Source organism: Metabacillus arenae (genome assembly GCF_014773385.1).
Classification (GTDB): domain Bacteria; phylum Bacillota; class Bacilli; order Bacillales; family Bacillaceae; genus Metabacillus_D; species Metabacillus_D arenae.
In genome coordinates this window covers 52391-74760 of the sequence record NZ_JACXAI010000025.1, presented here as the reverse complement: position 1 = coordinate 74760, position 22370 = coordinate 52391, and the positions used below count along the sequence as shown (strand labels likewise).

Genomic DNA, 22370 nt, shown 5'->3' with positions numbered 1-22370 from the left:
GACTAGAAAATATTTTGAACTCAGGTTATGATTTTAAAGCTCTTTTAAGGTGCACAATTTCCATTGCAATTTTTGCTGCTTGAACAAATTCCCGTTGTCTTTCTGCTTCAAGCTTTTCTGTTTCTTTTTCTTTTATCATTAACAGTTTTTGATAATTCAACACCTGTTTTACATAATCAGCTATTTCTTGGTCTGTAACTTCTTCATTTATTTGCAGCATTGCAATATTCGAAACGACTTCCGAAAGCTGGTTATTGGGCAATTTCCCAAGAAACAAGCTTACATTAGGCGGGTTCCCTTCTTCATAATAAGCATATAGATAAGTTGCAATTGCCCGATGTTCCTCAATATTAAACATAAGGCCGATTTGATCAAGAATTTTCTGTGCTATATCGCTATTCTTTAGCATATGAGCAATTATCATACGCTCTGCATTGTGAAAAGCAGGAAGCAGTCCATTTTTAGGTCTACTAGAGGTCGCTTTTCTCGATTGCTGTTGTTTATTTTCATATTTACTGAATTGCTGCTGCTGACTTTTTCGTTCAGTTCGGGACAGCTGATCTTTCAATACTTCTATTGAAAGCGAAAATTCTGCTGACAATTGCTTGACATACATTTCTTGCTCAACAGGACTTTCAAGCACTGCAATTTCCTTAAGTATCTCTTCGATATACTTTAGGCGATCTCCTTCATCTTGAAGATTTTTGCCTTTACGGTAGTATTGCATTTTGAAAGACATCAACGTAACACTTGCCCCTATTACATCCTGTTTGAATTTCTCAGATCCATATTTCTTAATGTAGTCATCAGGGTCAAGACCATCAGGTATTACCGCAACTTTTACTTTACTGCCTGCTTTTGTCAGAATTTTAGCTGCACGCATAGTCGCTTCTCTTCCTGCTTGGTCAGAATCGTAACAAATAATAACATCTGATACATTTCGCTTTAAAACTTTGACTTGTTCTTCTGTTAAAGAAGTCCCCATCGTTGCGATAGAATTGGGAACTCCTGACTCTACAGCCGAAATGACATCAGCAAACCCTTCGAACAGAACAGCTTCCTGGTATTTTCTTATATGTACCCTTGCTTGGTGAAAATTGTACAGAAGCTTGCTTTTATTAAATAACTTTGTTTCAGGGCTATTTAAATATTTTGGCTGTTCATTCCCGAGCACTCTTCCTGAGAAAGCAACCACATGTCCATGATGATCATGGATAGGGAACATGATACGGTTTCGAAATCGGTCAAAGTATTCATTTGTCTCATTCTTTTTTACTAATAAACCTGCTTGATCCATTATTTCTGGATGAAAGCCGCGCTTTGCAAGAAACTTTTTGACAAACTCCCAAGAATTCAATGAATAACCGATTTCAAATTTATCAATTACTTCTTTTGAAAAGCCTCTATTGAGTAAATAATCATACGCTTCCTGACCTTCTTTTGTGTTTACTAATAAATGATGATAAAATTTCTTTAGAAGGTCATGAGCATCAATCATAGGCTGCAGCTCAAGATTATTCTGCCCGGTTGTCTCCGGTATTTGGGTTGTAGCAGGAAGTTCAATATTCGTTCTTTCAGCAACCTGGCTTACAGCTTGGAGAAATTGAACGCCCTCTATTTGCATTAAGAAAGAAAAAACATTTCCGCCTGCTCCGCAGCCAAAACAATGAAAGATTTGCTTGTCAGGTGAGACAGAAAATGATGGCGTACTTTCTCCATGGAATGGGCATAAACCAAAATAATTTCGGCCTTGCTTTTTTAATTGAACATATTCACTGACTATATCAACAATGTCAACCGATTGATGAACTTTTTCAATTAATTCCTCGGGAAGCCGATTCCCCATATTTAACCTCTCCGTGATACATTATTCGCGCATTAGCGTTTATCTCCTGCATTTTTCGACAAAATTTTTTTAAATGCCGATAAAAAATGGAGCCTATCTTCCTTCGTGTATGGTTTAGGCCCTTTGAGATAGTTTCCGCTTCTTCGTTCTTGTGCTGATAAATATCTAAATTGCAGCGCTGTATCAATGTTCTCCTCATTATATACTTTCCCTCTTGGCGTAATCACATTAACCTGCTTTTGCAGAAGCAGTCCAGCTAAACCTATGTCTTGTGAAATGACAAAGTCACCAGAAGAGACGTGGTTTACAATATATAGATCTGCTGCTTCCTTGCCGGCATCAACGTAAACCCAATGTTCAGCTTGATCTCGACTTGTTTTGTGATTATATGATGCAACAAAAGTTACTTTAAGCTGAAAATCCTGCGCGCACTTTACTATTTCGTCCTTAACGGGACATGCGTCTGCGTCGACAAAGATTTTCATCTCTTTTTCGTCATATTTCTCTATTCTACATCACTTCCATTGAATCCTTCTAGCACCTTTTTAAAAAAGGTCGAGATTTTAAAAGGACTTTTTATTATTTACATTTAATGACAAATGTCGAATTATATTTTCTAAAAATACTTGACAGATTTACAATAAATAGTTTATTCGTTCTAAGCCAACTCTAAACCTAAAATATGCAATTTTATCACAATTTTTTATTATAATACAAACCTATTCGTTTGGCTATGATTTTGAACAGTTTTTTTAGAAAAGCTATATGCTCCTTAAACAACCTTGGACAAACACTCGGGCCACTCAGAAATGCCGATCTTGCTTTTTTGAGAGTATTGGCTTATGACCATAGGCGAGCTGGGTATTCGAGCTTTAAATTTCCTTAGTACTTTATCAATAATAAGCCTAATTTCTAACAGGTTAATAGATGGACTCAAAACAAAATGCCAAGCATCATCCACTACTCGTGTTAATGCCGGCACTTTTCATTAAATCCTTTATTTTGAATGGTTTTGTCCGCTCATTATATTATGAATCAAGTTCGCCGTTTCTTCTACTGCTTTGTTTGAAACATCAATTACATCGCAGCCTATTTTGTTAACAACTCGATCAAAGTAGGCGAGCTCTTCCTTAATACGGTCGATGTTAGCGTAGATTGCTTTATCGTTCAAACCTAAAGATTTAAGCCGTTCTCTTCTAATATGATTCAATTTATCCGGACTAATTTTTAACCCAATGCATTTTTTAGGAGATACTTTAAATAATTCTTCAGGCGGCTCTACTTCAGGAACAATTGGTACATTCGCCACTTTATAGCGTTTATGGGCTAAATACTGAGAAAGCGGAGTTTTGGACGTTCTTGATACTCCTACGAGGACAATGTCCGCTAGTAAAATGCCTCTCGGGTCCCGGCCATCATCATATTTGACAGCAAACTCAATCGCTTCTACCTTCTTGAAATAGTCATCATCTAATTGTCTGACTCTTCCAGGTTCGTACTTGGGTTGAAGCTGATAAGATGTTTCCATTTTATCTATTAAAGGTCCGATAATATCATAATACACCACATTATTTTCAACTGCTTCTTTGATTAAAAAAGCTCTAAGCTCTGGAACCACTATGGTAAAACAAAGAATGGCATTATCCGATTTTGCCAGAGACACTACTTCACTGATCGTTCCTTTGTCTTCTACATATGGTATGCGTTTAACAGTTTTTGAAGAGGCAGACCCGTTAAACTGACTTAGAGCTGCTTTTACGACAAGTTCTGCTGTTTCCCCAACAGAATCTGATACGACATATATTACGCGCTTAATCAATCCCCACTCCTCCAATTCAATTCGTTATAAAATTTCGTTCTCAGCGAGCTGAACTAATATCTTTGTTATGTTTGTTTTTGTAATCCTTCCAATTACTTCATACCCTTTCTCAGTATCTTTAATTATAGGCAAGGCATCTATTTGCTTTTCAATTAGCATACTAGCCACGTCTATAATGAAATCATCTCGTCTGCAAACGGTTATATTCGGCATTCTTGTCATGATAATATTGACAGGGATAGAAGTTAATTCTTGTTTACCGATACTCGCCCTCAGTAAATCTTTCCGAGATAGGACACCTACCAGGGTGGATTGCTGGTCAACTACAAACAAAGTTCCGACATCTTCAAGAAACATTGTACAAATTGCATCATATACTGAAACATTTTCATGGACAACAACAGGTATGGATTGGAAATCTCCAACTTTGAGTTTTTGCAAAATATCTGAGAGAAGCTGTGAACCCGTTTTTCCCGTATAAAAATAACCGACTCTTGGTCTCGCTTCTAAATAACCGGCCATTGTTAGAATGGCTAAATCAGGCCGTAATGTTGCCCTTGTTAAGTCCAGCTTATCGGCTATTTGCTCACCTGTAATCGGTCCGTTATCCTTCACAATTTGTAATATTCGATCTTGGCGTTTATTAAGCTCTATCTTACTCACCACCATTTCTTAACCGTACAATTATGTATGAATCACCTTAGTAAACAAAAAGGTTATACTATATAAAATTATTATATACTAATTGTAAGAAAAGAAAAGAGTTTTGCACTCATAACTACAAGTGTCTCTTATCATAAAGTGTAACTTCCACAGTCGCAACTTTATACTGAAATTGCAAGCAAAATGCCGAGCATCCGAGATAGGAGCCATGGCACTTTGCTTTATTTGTTAATTACCTTTTTCTCTAGAGATAAAACATCTCTGATGAAGATTCACATTATTTTAAAATAATTGTATTTATGTTAGCAAAAGATTTAATCAGATCGGCCAGCATGACCATCTGTGCTAAACGATTTTCTTTTACTAACTCATTTTCACTCATGACCATCGTATGATCAAAGTACTCGTTAATTTCATTTTTTAAGGAAGAAAGAACAAGAAATGCATTTTGATAGTGTCCAGAACTCATGTGAAGCTGAAAGTCTTTTTCAACACCAATAGCTTTATCATAAAGCTTATGTTCGTATTCATTTTCAAATAGCTCTTGGCGGACAGACTGCTTCTCACCTTTTTTCGCTATATTTAATACACGGCTTAGTGATTCTGCTGATTCTTTGAAATCAGCGGCTTGAACTCCATTTTCCAATACATTTGCACGCTGAACTAATGAATTAACCTCTTTCTCCGTAGAATCTAAAACAGCATCAATGATGTCATATCTGATACCTTGTGCTTGTAATACAAACTTAAGACGCATAACGAAGAAATTTGAAAGCTCTTTAACTACATGATCTTTGTCCTCTACATGCAATTGACTTAAAGCCATTTCAAATAATTCTTGAAGTGGGATTGACCATTTTTTCACTAAAAGAATTTGAACGATCCCGCTTGCTTGTCTTCTTAATGCATATGGATCCTGGGAACCTGTCGGAATAAGACCAATTGAAAAGAAAGCTGCTATTGTATCCAATTTATCCGCAATGGCTACGATTGCACCTACATTCGATTCAGGGACACTATCCTCCGCATGTCTTGGCATGTAATGTTCATTAACAGCCTTTGCAACAGCTTCATTCTCTCCAAGAATTTGAGCATATTTTTCACCCATGAATCCCTGCAGCTCAGGAAATTCATAGACCATATGTGTGACAAGGTCGAACTTGCTAATACTTGCAGCACGAAGTACATCCTGCTTCGCTTGTGGATCCAAGTTCAGTTTTTTAGAAAGATGTTCAGATATGGAGGTTATTCGCTTCACCTTTTCTCCTAAGGTCCCTAACTCTTCATGAAAAACAATTTTATCAAGCTTTTGCAAATTATCTTCAAGCTTTAATTTCTGATCTTCTTTATAAAAGAAAGCAGCATCTGAAAGTCTTGCTCTCAATACCTTTTCGTTTCCTCTAGCCACATTCTCTAAGTTCTTATGATCACCATTTCGAACTGTGACAAAATACGGAATTAATTTTCCGTTGTTGTCTTTTACAGGGAAATACCGTTGATGTTCCTTCATCGATGTTATCAGTACTTCCTCTGGAATTGATAAAAATTCTTTCTCGAACATACCAAATAAAACAGTAGGATATTCAACTAAATTATTGACTTCCTCAAGTAAATCCTCATCAATTGGGATCACCCAGTTTTGTTCTTCTTCAAGATGTTTTAGTTGATTGCGAATAGCTTCTTTACGTTTAATTGGATCTGCTATAACAAAATGACTAAATAACTCCTGTTCATAAGCTTTTGGCGAGGAGATTACTTGTTCATTCCCAAGGAAACGGTGACCGAGCGTCTTAGTTCCTGTTTGTACGTTTGTAATGGAAAAGGAGATGACTTCTTCACCATAAAGAGCAATCAGCCACTGAATTGGGCGTACAAATCTCATATCAAAGCTTCCCCATCTCATATTTTTCGGAAAGGTAAGGTTTGCTACAATTTTTTGCAGTTCCACCAACAAATCTTTTGTTTTTTGTCCTTTTATATACTTTTGGACATGAACATACTCTATACCATTTAATTCTTTAAAATAAATATCCTCAAGGCTCGCTCCCTGTCCTTTGGTGAATCCGATTGCTGCTTTTGTCCAATTCCCATCCTGGTCTAAAGCAATTTTTTTCGTCGGGCCCTTTGCTTCTTCCTCAATATCTGGCTGCTTTTCAGCAAGATTTGAGACCACAATTGCCAGTCTTCTTGGAGTTGAATAGAGTTTAATATCTTGAAAGGAGAGATTTTGTTCTTTTAACCATGTTTGTACCCTTTCTCCTAGTTGGTTCATGGAATCTGTTATATAACGAGCAGGCATCTCCTCAAGGCCAATCTCTAAGAGTAAGTCTCTATTATTCATTTTCATGTACCTCCTTCTCTTTTAACATCGGGAAGCCAAGTTTTTCACGTTCATCATAAAAGGTCCTTGCTACTTTTCTTGCCAGGTTCCGTACACGCCCTATGTAACCGGTTCTTTCTGTAACGGATATTGCTCCTTTTGCATCAAGAAGGTTAAATGTATGGGAACATTTTAATACGTAGTCATAAGCTGGATGGACAAGACCTTCATCCATTTGACGATGTGCTTCTTTTTCATAAACGGTAAACAAGTGAAAAAGCATCTCAGTATCAGACGTCTCAAATGTATATTTTGAATGCTCATACTCAGGCATTAAAAAGATATCGCGAACAGTAAAGCCGTCAGTCCACTCTAAATCAAATACACTTTCCTTATCTTGAATGTAAGAAGCTAGGCGTTCAATCCCATAGGTAATTTCCGCTGAGACTGGTTTACATTCAATCCCGCCAACTTGCTGAAAGTACGTAAATTGGGTGATTTCCATCCCATCAAGCCATACTTCCCAGCCAAGACCTGCACAGCCTAAGGTAGGATTTTCCCAGTTATCCTCAACAAAACGAATGTCATGTTCAAGCGGGTCTATGCCTAGTGCCTTCAATGACTCTAAATAGAGTTCTTGGATATGATCAGGTGAGGGCTTCATAATCACTTGAAATTGATGATGCTGATAAAGACGATTCGGGTTTTCTCCATATCTGCCATCTGCAGGACGGCGGGATGGCTCGACATAAGCAACATTCCACGGCTCAGGTCCGATTGCTTTTAAAAACGTATAAGGGCTCATTGTACCTGCACCCTTTTCAGTATCATAGGCTTGTAATAAAACACAGCCATGATCTGACCAATGTTTTTGTAATGTAATGATCATTTCTTGAATATTCAACTTCCTTACACCTCCGGTTTATTAGCGAGAACGAAAGCAAAAGCGCCTAGCATAGCCCTCAAGGACCATAAGAATCGGACCTGGCGCTAAGCCGGGCAAAGTCTCCCATTTAACACATTCGTACTTTCATTAACTTATACTCTTTATCAAATGAAAAATATAAAAACTCCCGTCTCTATGCCACACCACATGACATAGGGACGAGAGTTTTCCCGCGGTTCCACCCTATTTGCCAACAAATTATTTATTGGCCGCTTTATTTTATTTGCTCCGGAATGCCCTTCCTAACGGTCCATACCTTAGCTCACACTATCCTAAGGTCGCTTTTTATGGCTGCCGCAAGTACTATTTTCCTTCACCGCAAAAGTATTTTTACTTGCATAATATCCGAAAAATCTAGTTATGTCAACTTTTCTTCTCATCCGAGAATTGTTTTTTAAATGAATCCATCTGTTCTAAAAATCTTTTCGATTTTAACGACAGTCCTGAATACTCATTATAATAGTAATCAATGACTTTTCTTAATTCAGATTTCGTCTCCTGTTTAACAGAAATTTCACCAAGACGATTTAAATCAAAATAATAAAAAAGCCTTAAAAGCTTCCCTGCAGCCGGGCTGATTGGAATTCGATAAGGGTCTGTCTCGAAACACCGGTGACAAATAAAGCCTCCTTCACGTATGGAAAAATGAAAAGTCCCATCGGTGCTTTTGCAATTTACACAATGATCAAGCTGGGGGTGTAATCCGATGACAACGAGCATTTTTATCTCAAAAATATTAAGTAAAATATCAGGATCATATCCCTCATTCAAGTAATCTAATGTCTGTTTCAAAAGCTCAAATAAAAAGGGATTCCGTTCATTGTCGTCTGTTCCCTTATCCAATAATTCTGCGAGATAGGAAGCATAAGCTGTAAGAAATATATCCTCGCGAATTGAGCGCATTGTGTCAATTGTTTCACCTTGCTGCAGCAGCCCGAGCCCAGAAGATTTTTGAAATAAAAAAGACCCATAAGTAAAAAGCTGGGTAATAGCTGAGAGGCGGCTGTTCGGTTTCTTTGCGCCTCTGGCCATTACTCCAACTTTTCCAAGCTCTCTTGTATAAATCGTAATAATTTTATTAGTTTCACTATAGTTTGTTGATCGTATGACAATACCTTCGCATTTTTGCAGCAATATACTCACCACCCGGGAGGGCCTGGCAAAAAACTTACGAAATTGGAAAATCGACTTCAGCTAGCTCATCCTCATTGAAATCGGGCCCTTGGCTTCCATTATCCTTCTCAAGCTCTTTAAAAAGAAGATACGTGTCAATGCTACCTGTCTGGGAGAAAATCTTCCAGGTAAAGTCTAACATTAAATAACCCACCTCTCTGTCATTTAAGACTAGCTTTTACTATCCAATTTCTTATCGTTATTTTGCCAAAAATCCTTCGATTCATGTTACACAATTTTTGCTAATATCCAGGAAAACTCTTTACAGTATAAACGAAAAGCGGAAGCGCCTTGATCAGCCCCTGCAACCACAAGACAAGCTTAAACAGAAAAGCGTTTTTCCTTTCTTTGAAGATTGGCTTGTGACCTCGAGGGCCTTTAAGCTAGACAACAACAGCTCTCTTTAACACGCTAACACTTTAATTAACATAAACTTCTTATCCTACGAAACAAAAGCCTCAATTTCTACTCTGTCATATAACAATAAAAGTCACACCGAATGAGCAAATTTTAGTATTCATCTTGATTGAAGCCATAATCACGTAAATGAGTCATTTTATTACGCCAGTCCTTTTGTACCTTAACCCAAAGCTCCAAAAACACTTTTGTTCCCAGCAATGCCTCAATATCTACTCTTGCACGCTGCCCTATTTCTTTCAGCATTTTTCCTTGCTTTCCAATAATAATTCCTTTTTGTGAATCACGTTCAATGACAATTGTGGCACTAACATAGACTGCCTGATTGTTTTCTCGCCTTTCGATCGCATCAATCACTACAGCTACAGAATGAGGAATTTCTTCCCTTGTAAGGTGTAACACCTTTTCCCGAATTAATTCAGCCATTATAAACCGTTCTGGATGATCTGTAACCTGGTCAGCAGGGTAATATTGCGGTCCTTGGGGCAAATAGCTTTTAATCTGTTCTAATAATGTTTCAACATTATTTCCTTGTAAGGCTGAAATAGGAACAATCTCCTTAAAAGGATATAAAGAACGATATTGTTCTATAAGAGGAAGCAATTGATCTGGATGAAGCTGATCAATTTTATTTATCACTAAGAAAACCGGTGTATTTGAGTCTTTTAGACGTTCGATAATATATTCATCTCCGCGCCCGAATCCTTCTTCTGCATTAATCATAAAAAGGATTAAATCCACTTCTTTAAGTGTATTTTGCGCAATCTTCATCATAAAATCGCCAAGCTTGTGCTTAGGCTTATGGATACCTGGTGTATCTATGAAAACCGTTTGTGAATCATTTGTTGTATAAACACCTTGGATCTTATTACGTGTTGTTTGAGGTTTGTCACTCATAATGGCAATTTTCTGTCCAATGACTCTATTCAAAAACGTAGATTTCCCTACATTCGGTCTTCCTATGATCGATACAAAACCTGATTTATAATTATTATTATTCATGTAAATCCTCCGGAGAAAATGCTCCTGGTAATAATTTTGCAACTGTAAGCTCTTCTATATTCCCATTTAAGTTAGTGAGGATTACTTTCATATCGCTAGGGCAAAGTTCTGAAATCACTTGTCTGCAAGCACCGCAAGGAGGAACAGGGCGCTTCGTATCGGCTACAACAGCAATCGCTTCGTATTGTTTATCGCCTTCTGAATATGCTTTAAATAATGCTGTTCGTTCTGCACAATTACACATACTATACGCTGCATTTTCAATGTTGCAGCCGCGGTATACTTTTCCTTCTTTTGTTAAGAGTGCAGCACCGACCTTGAATTTTGAATATGGGACATAAGCCAATTCTCGTGCTGCTTTTGCTTCTTTGATGAGTTGGTCTGTATTCACTTATAAATCTCCCTTTCTCCTTACTCTCATTTTACATAAATTATAAACTTAATTCACGTAAATTCAAAATTTGTAACTAAATTGTAAGAATTTTCTCAATTTATCAACTTCGGTAAAAAAATGATAAACCCAACAATAATTGACAATACAGCATATAATAAAACGGCTGCTGCCGCTGTATCTTTTGCATATTTAGCAAGTGGTTTATACTCCTTTGTTACTAGATCTACTACACGTTCGACAGCCGTGTTCATGAGTTCTAAGGAAAGCATGCCAGTAATTAAAAATAAGATGATTATCCACTCATACCTAGTTAACTCAAACCAAAAGGCTGCAAATAGAACAACTACAGCAACAATCAAATGGATTTGGAAATTTCTTTCCTCCCTCAATGCTGTCTTTATCCCGTCCCATGCAAACGAGAAGCTTTTTAGAAGCCTAGTCCATTCAGATCGTTTACGCCCTTTTAAGTCCATAACTATCCAAAATTTCTCTTTGCTTTTTATACATGAGTTCTTCGTCCTCCTCATTTGTCTCATGATCATAGCCTAATAAGTGTAAAAAGCCATGGACGGCTAAAAAGCCAAGTTCTCTCATAAACGAATGGCCATATTCTTCAGCTTGTTCTGCAGCTTTTTCAATTGAAATGATAATGTCTCCAAGCATCGGGGGCATGTCCACCCCTTGAACCTCTATTTCCCCTTCTCCTTGTTCTTCCATCGCAAATGAGATAACATCTGTCGGCCGGTCTTTTCCTCTGTATTCTTTATTGATTTCTTGAATCCTCGAAAGAGTAACAAACGTAACTGACAATTCAGCATCTTGAGGGACATTTTCAACTTCTGCTGCATGCTGGAGGAGCTCCTCAATTGTGTGAAATTGTGTTTCCTTTAACTCATTCGTTTCATCATTTAAATCAACTATTAACCTCATGCTTGTTTCACCTTCTGTTTTGTAATCTCCGGATATTCAATTCTCGAATGGAATATCCCTTTTAATGTTTCACATAATGTAGTCGCTACAATATCCAGTTCCTTCAATGTCAAATCGCATTGATCAAGCTGTCCATCTTGAAGTCGATCTGAAATGATGCTTTTCACCAGCTTTACTATTTTTTCGGGACTCGGATTTGCCATTGATCTTACTGCAGCTTCCACACTGTCAGCAATTGATATAACAGCAATCTCCTTCGTTTGCGGTTTTGGGCCAGGATAACGGAATTCTTCTTCTGTTAGCTGATCCCCTTTTTCTTTTGCCTTATAGTAGAAAAACTTAAGAAGAGATGTACCGTGATGTTGCTCTGCAATATCAATAAATTCTTTTGGCATTTTGTGCTTTCTAAGCATTTCAGCTCCATCTGTTGCATGATTAATAATAATATTTTTACTTAGCTGAGGTGATAATTTATCGTGCGGATTATCAATATGCATTTGATTTTCTATAAAATAACGTGGTCTTTTTGTTTTTCCTATATCATGATAATAAGCCCCTACTCTTGCAAGGAGACCATTTGCACCGATTGCTTCACAAGCAGCCTCAGATAAATTTGCCACCATAACACTATGGTGATAAGTCCCGGGAGCCTCTGTTAAGATTTTTCTTAAAAGCGGGTGATTGGGATTCGATAATTCAATAAGTTTCATCGTGGAAAGAATGTTAAAGCCCGTTTCAAAAAACGGCATAAATCCGATCGTTAATACAGAGGCGGATAAACCTGAAACTCCAGCCATAACAAAATACGATCCTATTTCAAAATTGGTGGCAGTAGAATTTTGAATTAATAATAAAGATGTAATAACGATGATGTTTATTAATGCCACAAACAATCCAGCTTGTAAAATTTTTGAGCGAAGGTTATGTTTCCCTAAAAATAGGATACCCGCCAAACAGCCGATTAAATAATAAATTCCAACTGGGAAATTAAAGGTTCCTGTAATTCCTTCATTGAAGATAACGCTCCCGCAAATAGCAAAAATAATAGAGGTTAAAATCGCTAATCTTTCATTCAATAAGAGCTTGACGAGTATTGCCCCCATTGATGCTGGGACGATATAGCCAGTATGCGTATAGTCAATTTGCTGAAACAAACTGATGATTTTCATTAAAGCAATTGTAATCGCAAATATTAAACAATATAGAAGAAGTGATTTATTTTTCCCCTCAAAAGGGCGATCCTGTCTTTCAAAATAAGAAACAAGCGCTCCCAAAATAAGAAGAATCATAATCGCTAAGCCAACAAAAGGCTTGTAAGGCTCTTTATCTTTCAAAAGTCCCACTAATTCTAATTTGCGGTAAACTTCCCTGCTGATCAGTTCATTCTCTTCAACAATAATGGTTCCTTGTTTAATTTGGACAGGCTGAACACTGTCAGCTGCCTGTTTGCGTTTTTCTAAAGTAGCTTCCCTATCATAGATATAGTTAGGAATAATAGCAAATCTTCCGATTTCAGTAGCTGCATTCAATACGGCTGTTGGAAGGGATGACACTTGCAGGTCTTCTGCCATATTATCCTTAGCTTTATTTAGCTGTTCTACTGGAATTTCTTCATTCATTACTTTATTGACTGCAGTTACGACAGCATCTTTGGAAAGCTCAACATCTTCCACGCTTGCAGTAAGCAAGTTTTTAAGGGCTTCCTCAGAAATCTTTTCTGCTATTTCTGGTGTAAGGTTCTCTTTAAGCACTTCCACCTGTTCATCCAATGAAAGTGATTCTGAAGCTTCCTTTTCCCCTTCATCACCTTCTTCATCAGATTTTGTTATTTTTCCTTCTTTAACATCAAGGATGGAGTCAAAAATGGATGTAACAAGCTTTACCTGATTATCAGAATACTCTTTGCGCAATGTATAAACATCCTGGACATTATCATAGGCTTCTTCTCTTTTAGAAACTGTGGCCACTTCATCTTCATATGTATTCGGGGCATAGATCGTTTGATCGGAAATTTCCAATAATTTCACATCAAGGGTCTCAGGTCTCACATTTGTATATAACGTAAAGAAGATGACGATAGAAAGCAGGGTGTATAAAATGATATGTAAAAACCGATAGCTTTTCATGCTATCTATTGTTTTAGCGAATGATTTCTTTGTGTTTTTCTTGTTCCCTGATTTTTTCAAAGAGGGACACCTCCTTTGTTAAACAGGCTAAAAGGTTGATATAGCAACCCATTCCAATCAAGAGAAAATAATTTCAAAGGATAAAATGATATGTAAAAATGACCCGATGCCGGGCTGTCGGGTCATTTTTGCAGTGCTATAAAGAAATAGGGGTGGAGCCTGAAATACTGAAGCAAATATAATGATACCTCCCATCAGGAGGCTTCTTGATCCCCGCTGATAGTTAAAGAGGTCATACACTAGTGCATACAGGGTGCTGTGTCATGCTTTATGTTGTTCATAAGCACCAATTATTTTTGCCACTAGAGGATGCCTTACCACATCTGATTGCTCAAGAGTGATGAAAGCGATGCCGTTAATTTTATTTAAATAGTCCCTGGCACCGGCAAGTCCCGAACTGACTCCTTTTGGTAAATCCACTTGGGAAATATCCCCAGTAATAACCATTTTAGAACCAAATCCTAATCTAGTCAAAAACATTTTCATTTGTGCGGTCGTTGTATTCTGAGCCTCGTCTAAAATAACAAAAGCATCATCAAGTGTTCGCCCGCGCATATATGCAAGGGGAGCAATCTCGATTGTTCCCCTCTCAATCAGTCTTTGTGTGTGCTCTGCTCCAAAAACGTCATGCAAGGCATCATATAAGGGTCTTAGATAAGGATCGACTTTTTCCTTAAGATCCCCAGGTAAAAAACCTAAACTTTCTCCTGCTTCAACAGCAGGTCTCGTAAGAATAATCTTTTTTACAGATCCGTTTTTTAATGCATTCACTGCCATCACTACAGCAAGATATGTTTTACCTGTTCCTGCAGGACCAATTCCAAATACTAGATCATTTTGCTTGATCGCAGCAATATATTGCCGTTGCCCAAGCGTTTTGACTCGAATTGATTTTCCCTTTACGTTTTTAGTGATTTCCTCCAGGTACAATTGTTCAAATAGCTCAAGTGTACCCTTTTTTGCCATTTTGGTCGCGTAAAGCACATCTCTTTCACTAATTGTAATACCTTTTCTGATAATAAATAAAAGAGATTTTAAAATCTCGTCTACAAGTTGAATCGTGTTTGTATCACCTGAGACATAAACACTCTCACCTCTAGTGATAATGGACACGTTCAGCTCTTCTTCCAAACGCTTTAAGTGTACATCGTTGTTCCCAAACAAGGCAATCGCTTCATTTGGATTTTCTAATTGTTGATCCATTGTAACTAAGTGTTCTGGCATTCTTTAGTCTCCCTGAACAATAGGTGTAGTTTTAACAATATTTTCATTTGTTTTATAAAGTATTTCCAACTTTACTTTACCATTCTCCTTTGAATGGTGCAAAACTTTTTGACTAATTATTTCTCCATCCTCGCCAATTTTCTGCTTAACATCAATCTTTCCCATTTCAATGCCTTTATCAATTGCTTGATCTACAGAATACGACCTTGTTATTTCTTCATTTTCCCTAAAAATTTCTTTTACATACGCAATAGGAAGGGACCAATTTAGAAATTTAACATATCTCGTATCTTCTTCTAATTCAAAAGAGTCCAATTTTTCCTGATTAAATCCCCAAATTGGAATTTGTAGGCTACCTAATCGTATATAGTGCTTACGGTTATCTTTCCCTGAATATACTTGAAAACCCGTATTAAGTGGAACTGTAACAGTTGATTTATACCAGGTTTCCCCGAAAATCTCACCTCTGGCAGGAACCTTCTTTTGGTTTTTCTCAGATCCAATTAGTCCTGAAACTAGAATTTGACCTTTTTTAACATGTTCATTCACCATTACCATTGGTTTGCCCTCTTCTACAAACATTTTAGAAATAACAGCTTTCTTTTTGGCGACTATATGCTGCGGGCTAAATAATTTTTCTTTATTAGGGCTTGTTTTTTCTACAACATTTAAATGATAGGTTGTACCTGTCAATTCGACCCCGACCCAGGTGATTTCATCTATTCCATCCGTCAATTTTTTTTGAATAATGTCAGGTTTTTCAACAAAAAATTGAATTTTTCCTATCTTAACTCCTATTCGATCAAGCTCTTTTTTAATTAAATGCTCTGTTTGTGGTGTTGCACCTTTAATTTCGATACCCCAAACCATGTTTGACAATAAGAGAATACTAAATAAAAATATGCCTAACCCAATTATAAAGCCGCTGTTCCGAAGTGATTTTTTATAAAGAAAAGGGAGGCCAATTCTTTTTTGGAAATAGCATTTACACTCGTTTTTACGTACGATATGTCTAATGGCCTGTACATCTTTAAAACGAATAAAAAAGGAGATAGCTTGGTTATTATCTTTTCTTACATTCCAAACCACGATTTGGTTTCTTGAACAATCATTCAAAAATCTTTCAGTGCCGGCTCCCTTTATTGTTACTTTGATTACGCCTTGAAAGTAGTTTGTCCAAAAATTTTTCATTCTTCTTATTCCTCCTCCGCCAAATAGCCGCAGTCGGCTATTCATCTAAATAGAAAACTTGTTTAATTTTGCCTTCAAGCAAAATTTCTTCCGGGAGAATTGTTTTTATGACAAATTCTTCTCCTTTTATTAACAGTTGTCCCTGTTTTAGTAAAAGGCGAAGCTCTTGATCACTGAACGTTAACAACCCACGGTGATTTTCTATGTAAATATGGATTTGTCCTATCATCGTAATTCGAGGAAGATCCATCATGACATCAGGAGGCATATCCAATGTTTTTGTCAGCCAGTTCGAGATGCGATTGTGCCATTTTTGAGCCATAAAAAGAACCCCCTTTCATCTCATATGTATGAGAGAAAGCAGGGTTCTAATACTTAATTTTAAACATCTTAACTTGTGAACGATGATTTTTCAATTCATAAAAATCTCTTACCTAAAATATGAAAGAGCTTTAGGTGTGTCATTTATATTAAGAAATTTGCTTAATCGCCGATTTCATCAATTCTCGCTTTACGCCATTAACGCCTAGAATGCCGTGAAGTGTTTTTCTTAGCCTTTGGTTCACCTAAAATTTCACTCCAGATAACACCCTGAATCGCTGAGTTTCTCTGAAAGGAAAGAAGCTCTGTAGAAGAAGTGTTCACCCGTTTCTTTTTCGGTTTACTCATTGCTTTTTTATTTTTACTGTACTCTTCTATTTTTGGGAATAAATCTTGTCCAGCCCTCTCCTTTGCAGCCGTATAAATATCCTGAACGTTCTGATTTGTCTCAGATACCGTTTGTTTGACATCTTTTCGCCTTTTTTCAAGCTGCCTGTCTGGACTTGATTGCTTCTGTGGTTTTGGCTGCCTCTGCTTTTCTTGCTCTTCCTTTTGCTTTTTACTTATTTTTGAAAAAATCGCCGAAATGACCCAAATGATGGCAGCAACAATTAAAGGATTTTCTAAAAGAATGTCCATATGGTTCCCTCCTCTTTAAAGGGTTACCCTTTTATTATTCCTCATCATTTGTTTGATCTTTAGATAACTTGCCGATTGAGTCACGCATTAAAGTATCAGCATCAATATTCTTAAAGTTCATGTAATCCATAACCCCAATATTTCCAGAACGGAACGCTTCTGCCATTGCAAGCGGTACTTCCGCCTCTGCTTCAACAACTTTTGCACGCATTTCTTCAACTCGCGCACGCATTTCCTGCTCGTGAGCCACAGCCATTGCACGTCTTTCCTCTGCTTTTGCCTGTGCAATGTTTTTATCAGCTTCCGCTTGGTCTGTTTGAAGAATGGCTCCAATGTTTTTACCGATATCCACATCTGCGATATCAATGGATAAGATTTCAAAGGCTGTTCCTGAATCAAGACCTTTACCTAAAACGGTTTGAGAAATCATATCAGGATTTTCTAATACTTTTTTGTGGTTATCAGAAGATCCAATTGTACTGACAATCCCCTCGCCAACACGAGCAATTATCGTTTCCTCACCTGCACCCCCGACAAGGCGGTCAATGTTTGCTCTCACCGTGATTCGAGCCTTTGCCTTTACTTCGATTCCATCCATGGCAACACCTGCAATAAACGGCGTTTCAATGACTTTTGGATTAACGCTCATTTGAACAGCTTCCAGTACGTCACGGCCTGCTAAATCGATGGCAGCACCACGCTCAAAGCTTAATTCAATATTAGCTCGTTCAGCTGCAATTAGGGCATTAATTACCCTGTCAACATTCCCTCCAGCTAAGTAATGGCTCTCCAGCTGATTCGTCTGGACGCCAAGCCCTGCTTTATGAGCTTTAATTAAAGGATTGACGACTCGACTCGGAATAACGCGGCGAAGCCTCATTCCAATTAACGTGAATATACTGATTTTAACACCTGCAGCAAGTGCTGAGATCCAGAGTGCTATTGGTACAAATGTAAAGAAAATAGCCAATACAATGATACCTACAACAATAAGACCTAAAACTAACATAGTTGATGGATCCATTTCTATTTCTCCTCCTCAGTTGATTTTTGATTTATGATTTCTCTCACAACAATGCGAGAACCATCCACTTTGACAATCTTAACGTGCTCACCTTTTGCAATATAAGTGCCCTCTGTGACAACATCCAGCCGTTCGTCCTCAACTAGAGCCGTACCAGACGGCCGCATGCTAGTTAAAGCAACTCCCGTTTTCCCTAACAATTCTGAGCGGGTTTTATTTGAAATATAGCCGCTCTCAGTATTTGTGGAGTCTCTTAAAATTAATCTTTTAAATATGTTCATACGTTTCCCCAACACCTTCGTTAATAGAATAGATGCTGTTATTGAGACAGCAGCTGCAATCAATAAAGAGATAGCCATACCAATAATGCTGCCAGATGCAAGAAATAGACTTACAATTATTGCTATAAATCCAATAATGCCTAGTATTCCCCCTGGAACAAACAGCTCTGCAATGACTAAAATGAGTCCAATCACGAAGAGGATAATCGTCTCCATTCCAGCAAGTCCAGCTACAAGATGTCCATAAAAGAATAAAAATAGAGAAGTGAGTCCCATAGCTCCAGGTATACCAAAGCCAGGTGAATACAACTCAACAATTAAACCAAGACTGCCGATAGAAAGTAAAATGGGTACTACTACAGGATGTGTAACAAAGCGCGCTACCTTCTCTGCCAAACTTAAATCGACAGAGTGAACTTCAGCATTTGCTAAATTTAAATGCTGCAAAAGTGAATTAAGATCTTCAGCTTCCCCTTCTGCATAACCTACATCTAATGCCTGGCTCGTGGTTAGAGTTAATAATTCACCTTTAGGTGCACCTACATCAGCTGCATCCACGTCAACATCAGCCATTGCCAATGCATACTTAGGATCACGGTTATTCTTTTCTGCTGCATCTTTCATTTCTGCAAGCCAAAGTGATTCAGATTTCTTATCAGCAGCATTACCTTCTAAATCAATAATAGCAGCTGCCCCCATTTTCGCCCCTTCTGTCATATAAATTTGGTCGGCATTAAGGGCTAAATACGCACCCGCTGATAAAGCCCTGCGGTTCACGAAAGCAGTTACTGGAATATCTGAATCATTGATCGTATCCGATATTTTTAATGCAGCGTCTACAGCACCTCCTGGTGTATTAATATCAAGGATAATATGATCCGCATTCGCTTGTTTTGCTTCATTAAATCCCCTTTTAATAAATTCAGAAAGCCCTTTCTCAACTGTTTCTTCAATCGGAATAACATAGACGCTTTCATCAGCATTCGCTTTCAGGTTCATCTGAACTCCTAATATCAAGCATAGACCAAACAAGCATAGGATGACAACCTTTGATATACTTTTTTTCAATTATTTAACACCCCCATTGCTTTGTTGCCCTAATCTTCATACGTATTTAGTTAAGTATAGGTTTCATTTTTATTAATAATGTATGTATAAAACTATATAAGTAATTCCAATAGCTGTTTACAAGCGAGGTAAGGATGAATTCTCGCAGGATATTTTTTAATATTTTGAAATTTAAAGATGCCCAATTCAAATTAAAACAGGAGCTGTTATGAAAACAGCTCCTGCTAGCACTTATGAAAGTTGTTGTTGGACAAGCTTATTGACTAAACCACCGTCAGCTTTACCTTTTACCTTTGGCATTAGGGCGCCCATTACTTTACCCATGTCAGCCTTAGATGTAGCATTCACTTCCGCAATGGTCTGTTTAACAACTTGAAGAAGTTCCTCTTCAGAAAACTGTGCAGGCAAGTAGTCATTAAGAATAACAATTTCACCTTGCACTTTATCTACTAAATCTAAACGATTAGCGTTCTTAAATTCTTGGAGGGAGTCTTTACGTTGCTTTAATTCTCGAGAAAGAACAGTCAATTCCTCATCATTAGATAACTCACCGTGACCTTTTTTGATGGCTTCATTCTGGAGCGAAGCTTTCACCATTCGGATTACACTGAGTTTATCTTTTTCTTTGTTTCTCATCGCTTGTTTCATATCTTGATTTAAACGCTCAAGAAGACTCATAAAAAACACCCTCTTTTAGAACTTGCGTTTTCTAGCAGCTTCAGACTTTTTCTTACGCTTTACGCTAGGTTTTTCGTAGAATTCGCGCTTTCTAGCTTCCTGTATAGTACCTGATTTAGATACTGAACGTTTGAAACGACGAAGAGCATCTTCAAGCGACTCGTTTTTACGAACAGTCGTTTTTGACATTCTCTTTCCCTCCCTCCGAATACACCAATCGACTTGCATCTCAATTAAAACATGCTGTAAGTAAACATGTACTTTGCAATTATAATATAATGCATGAAACAGGTCAACTCAAAGAATTAAAACAAAAGCACTCAATTATTTGAAGAATTTCGTCATGAGAATGTTTGCTTGTCCGTATGATTAATGAAGGAGGAGTAAACATGATGACCATTTATTTAATTTGCGGATTTATTTTTTTACTTTTCATTTTTTTAGCCGGCATGATGTTATTAAGAAACGGTTTAGTACGGCTTTCTGAAGAAAAGATCAGGACATGGCTGGTTTTTTGGACTGATCATCCAATTAAGGGTTTTTTGGCGGGGATTTTATTTACCGGAATTTTGCAAAGCAGCTCCGCCTTTATGGTCATTGTGATCGGTTTTGTAACAGCGGGGCTCTTAACCTTTAAACAAACGATTGGGTTAATCCTTGGAACAAATATTGGTTCTACGTTTACTACAGAAATGATCACATTGGATTTAGACTATCTTATTTTACCTTTATTTATTATTGGTTTGCTAGGCATGTTGTCTAAAAATCCTCTTTTTTACGGGCTCGGTAGTACATTTGTGGGTTTGGGTTCCATTTTCGGAACGATGTGGGGGTTTTCTCATTTTGCTGAGCCTTTAACATCATTAAACTTTGTTCATTCTTTTCTCTTGTCTGCAAATGAACATTCACTCTTTGGAATAGCAGGAGGAACGGTCGTAACAGCAATTATTCATTCTAGTGCAGCGACTACAGGAATTGTCATGAGCTTTATGAACGAACATATTCTAAATTTGTCTGCCGGAATCGCTTTTGTATTAGGTGCAAATATCGGTACTTGCATTACAGCTGTATTGGCTTCAGTAGGGGCTAATAAGGAAGCAAGACTCACTGCACTTGCTCATGTTTGGGTTAATTTAATAGGAGTGGCCCTTTTTCTTCCCTTCATTGAAGCCATGTCTCCGTTCGTACAGGATTTAGCTGAGTCTCCAGATCTGCAACTTGCGCATTTCAGTTTGCTTTTCAATGTAATAAGTTCGCTTGCAATTCTTCCATTTGCTGACGTATTTTCAAAATTTGTTTTATTTACAGCTAGGTTAAAATAAGAAAAGCGGTAGGCAAGAGTTCTTACGGCAATAATCACTCGTACGAGCCGGCATGAAGGTTGTTCTTACACCTATTTGATTGTAACCTAAGGAGGGCTAGGGGCTTCAGCTGGACAACGAGAACTTCCTTAAACACATTAATACTTTATTTAACTTACACTTCTTAACATATAAAATAAGAGGACCTTAAAGAGGGTCCCCCTTAATAAAAATTAATAATCTGTATTTCCTTGCTCGCCCTTAACGATTGAAACACCAGCACTTGCACCGATTCGGGTAGCACCAGCTTCAATCATTGCTTTTGCACCCTCAAGGTCACGCACACCGCCTGATGCCTTCACACCTAGGTCAGGGCCGACAGTTTTTCTCATCAATTCAATATCTGAAACAGTTGCCCCGCCACTTGAAAATCCAGTCGAAGTTTTCACAAAATCAGATCCTGCTTTAACGGATAATTCACATGCTTTTACCTTCTCTTCATTTGTCAACAGACTTGTTTCAATAATAACTTTTGTCAACGCTTTTCCTTTAGCTGCATCTACAACCGCTCGAATATCACGCTCTACTAAATCATAATTCTTATCTTTTAACGCTCCGATATTTATAACCATGTCGACTTCAGAAGCACCTTTATTGATCGCATCTTTCGTTTCAAAAGCTTTTGTTTCCGGTGTATTAGCCCCAAGAGGGAAGCCAATAACCGTACAAACATCCACACCGCTGTCTTTTAATAATGACGCAGCTGTTTCTACCCAAGTTGGATTTACACAAACGGAAGCAAATCGAAATTCCTTCGCTTCAGCACAAAGTGTTTCGATTTGAGATTTCGTTGTATCCGCTTTTAATGCTGTATGATCAATCGTTTTAGCCAAATTTGTCATATGTAAGCCCCTTTCAAGTTAAGTCGTCCGACCTCTTACATCTTA

23 protein-coding genes and 1 other annotated feature are annotated in these 22370 nt (G+C 37.6%); of the genes, 1 reads left to right on the top strand and 22 read right to left on the bottom strand.

Annotated elements, in window-relative coordinates:
* Positions 1-25: 25 nt before the first annotated feature.
* The 21 genes from dnaG to rpsU all read right to left on the bottom strand — a co-directional run bounded on the left by dnaG (position 26) and on the right by rpsU (position 20311).
* Positions 26-1846, bottom strand: coding sequence for a DNA primase (dnaG, locus tag IC621_RS17975; RefSeq protein ID WP_191159996.1), 1821 nt, complete (start codon positions 1844-1846; stop codon positions 26-28).
* A gap of 32 nt (positions 1847-1878) precedes the next feature.
* Entirely contained in the window at positions 1879-2331 is a 453-nt protein-coding gene (locus IC621_RS17970) for a YaiI/YqxD family protein (protein WP_191159994.1), read from the bottom strand.
* A 512-nt stretch (positions 2332-2843) separates the two neighbouring features.
* The gene (locus IC621_RS17965; protein ID WP_191159992.1) at positions 2844-3665 is read right to left on the bottom strand and encodes a pyruvate, water dikinase regulatory protein; all 822 of its coding nucleotides are present in this window, start codon (positions 3663-3665) and stop codon (positions 2844-2846) included.
* Positions 3666-3689: 24 nt separating this feature from the next.
* Positions 3690-4328: a helix-turn-helix transcriptional regulator gene (locus IC621_RS17960; RefSeq protein WP_191159990.1), complete on the bottom strand. Its 639-nt coding sequence runs from the start codon at positions 4326-4328 to the stop codon at positions 3690-3692.
* Positions 4329-4605: 277 nt separating this feature from the next.
* Positions 4606-6669: a glycine--tRNA ligase subunit beta gene (glyS, locus tag IC621_RS17955; protein WP_191159988.1), complete on the bottom strand. Its 2064-nt coding sequence runs from the start codon at positions 6667-6669 to the stop codon at positions 4606-4608.
* Complete coding sequence (gene glyQ / locus IC621_RS17950) at positions 6662-7552, bottom strand: glycine--tRNA ligase subunit alpha (protein ID WP_191159986.1); 891 nt, start codon at positions 7550-7552, stop codon at positions 6662-6664. Before glyQ ends, glyS begins: the two co-directional genes overlap by 8 nt.
* Positions 7553-7745: 193 nt before the next feature.
* Positions 7746-7920 (bottom strand) — a binding site (T-box leader).
* Positions 7921-7957: 37 nt separating this feature from the next.
* Positions 7958-8728 (bottom strand): DNA repair protein RecO, encoded by a 771-nt coding sequence (recO, locus tag IC621_RS17945; protein WP_191159983.1) that lies wholly within the window; start codon positions 8726-8728, stop codon positions 7958-7960.
* A 34-nt stretch (positions 8729-8762) separates the two neighbouring features.
* Entirely contained in the window at positions 8763-8909 is a 147-nt protein-coding gene (locus tag IC621_RS17940) for a YqzL family protein (RefSeq protein WP_191159981.1), read from the bottom strand.
* Positions 8910-9277: 368 nt separating this feature from the next.
* Positions 9278-10186 (bottom strand): GTPase Era, encoded by a 909-nt coding sequence (gene era / locus IC621_RS17935; protein WP_191159979.1) that lies wholly within the window; start codon positions 10184-10186, stop codon positions 9278-9280.
* Positions 10179-10577: a cytidine deaminase gene (locus IC621_RS17930; protein WP_191159977.1), complete on the bottom strand. Its 399-nt coding sequence runs from the start codon at positions 10575-10577 to the stop codon at positions 10179-10181. Before IC621_RS17930 ends, era begins: the two co-directional genes overlap by 8 nt.
* Before the next feature lie 95 nt (positions 10578-10672).
* Entirely contained in the window at positions 10673-11053 is a 381-nt protein-coding gene (locus IC621_RS17925; protein ID WP_191159975.1) for a diacylglycerol kinase family protein, read from the bottom strand.
* Positions 11034-11510: an rRNA maturation RNase YbeY gene (gene ybeY, locus IC621_RS17920; protein WP_191159973.1), complete on the bottom strand. Its 477-nt coding sequence runs from the start codon at positions 11508-11510 to the stop codon at positions 11034-11036. The genes IC621_RS17925 and ybeY overlap by 20 nt, the downstream gene beginning before the upstream one ends.
* Positions 11507-13636: an HD family phosphohydrolase gene (locus IC621_RS17915; protein ID WP_191160028.1), complete on the bottom strand. Its 2130-nt coding sequence runs from the start codon at positions 13634-13636 to the stop codon at positions 11507-11509. Before IC621_RS17915 ends, ybeY begins: the two co-directional genes overlap by 4 nt.
* Positions 13637-13957: 321 nt before the next feature.
* Complete coding sequence (locus tag IC621_RS17910; protein ID WP_191159971.1) at positions 13958-14920, bottom strand: PhoH family protein; 963 nt, start codon at positions 14918-14920, stop codon at positions 13958-13960.
* 3 nt (positions 14921-14923) lie between these two features.
* Positions 14924-16111: a sporulation protein YqfD gene (yqfD, locus tag IC621_RS17905; protein WP_191159969.1), complete on the bottom strand. Its 1188-nt coding sequence runs from the start codon at positions 16109-16111 to the stop codon at positions 14924-14926.
* A 37-nt stretch (positions 16112-16148) separates the two neighbouring features.
* A complete protein-coding gene (gene yqfC / locus IC621_RS17900) occupies positions 16149-16433 on the bottom strand; it encodes a sporulation protein YqfC (protein WP_191159967.1) in 285 nt (94 codons plus the stop codon).
* A 197-nt stretch (positions 16434-16630) separates the two neighbouring features.
* On the bottom strand, positions 16631-17071 hold the full coding sequence (locus IC621_RS17895) for a hypothetical protein (protein WP_191159965.1): 441 nt from the start codon (positions 17069-17071) through the stop codon (positions 16631-16633).
* A 34-nt stretch (positions 17072-17105) separates the two neighbouring features.
* Positions 17106-18095 (bottom strand): flotillin-like protein FloA, encoded by a 990-nt coding sequence (gene floA, locus IC621_RS17890; protein ID WP_191159963.1) that lies wholly within the window; start codon positions 18093-18095, stop codon positions 17106-17108.
* Positions 18096-18097: 2 nt separating this feature from the next.
* Positions 18098-19444 (bottom strand): NfeD family protein, encoded by a 1347-nt coding sequence (locus tag IC621_RS17885; RefSeq protein ID WP_449809904.1) that lies wholly within the window; start codon positions 19442-19444, stop codon positions 18098-18100.
* 231 nt (positions 19445-19675) lie between these two features.
* Positions 19676-20122, bottom strand: coding sequence for a GatB/YqeY domain-containing protein (locus IC621_RS17880; protein ID WP_191159961.1), 447 nt, complete (start codon positions 20120-20122; stop codon positions 19676-19678).
* A gap of 15 nt (positions 20123-20137) precedes the next feature.
* Positions 20138-20311: a 30S ribosomal protein S21 gene (gene rpsU / locus IC621_RS17875; protein ID WP_191159959.1), complete on the bottom strand. Its 174-nt coding sequence runs from the start codon at positions 20309-20311 to the stop codon at positions 20138-20140.
* 209 nt (positions 20312-20520) lie between these two features.
* Between rpsU and IC621_RS17870 the strand changes: the two genes are divergently transcribed.
* Positions 20521-21444 (top strand): Na/Pi symporter, encoded by a 924-nt coding sequence (locus tag IC621_RS17870; RefSeq protein ID WP_396653061.1) that lies wholly within the window; start codon positions 20521-20523, stop codon positions 21442-21444.
* 212 nt (positions 21445-21656) lie between these two features.
* Here the strand turns inward: IC621_RS17870 and deoC are convergent, their stop codons facing one another.
* Positions 21657-22325 (bottom strand): deoxyribose-phosphate aldolase, encoded by a 669-nt coding sequence (deoC, locus tag IC621_RS17865; protein WP_191159955.1) that lies wholly within the window; start codon positions 22323-22325, stop codon positions 21657-21659.
* Between the last annotated feature and the right edge of the window lie 45 nt (positions 22326-22370).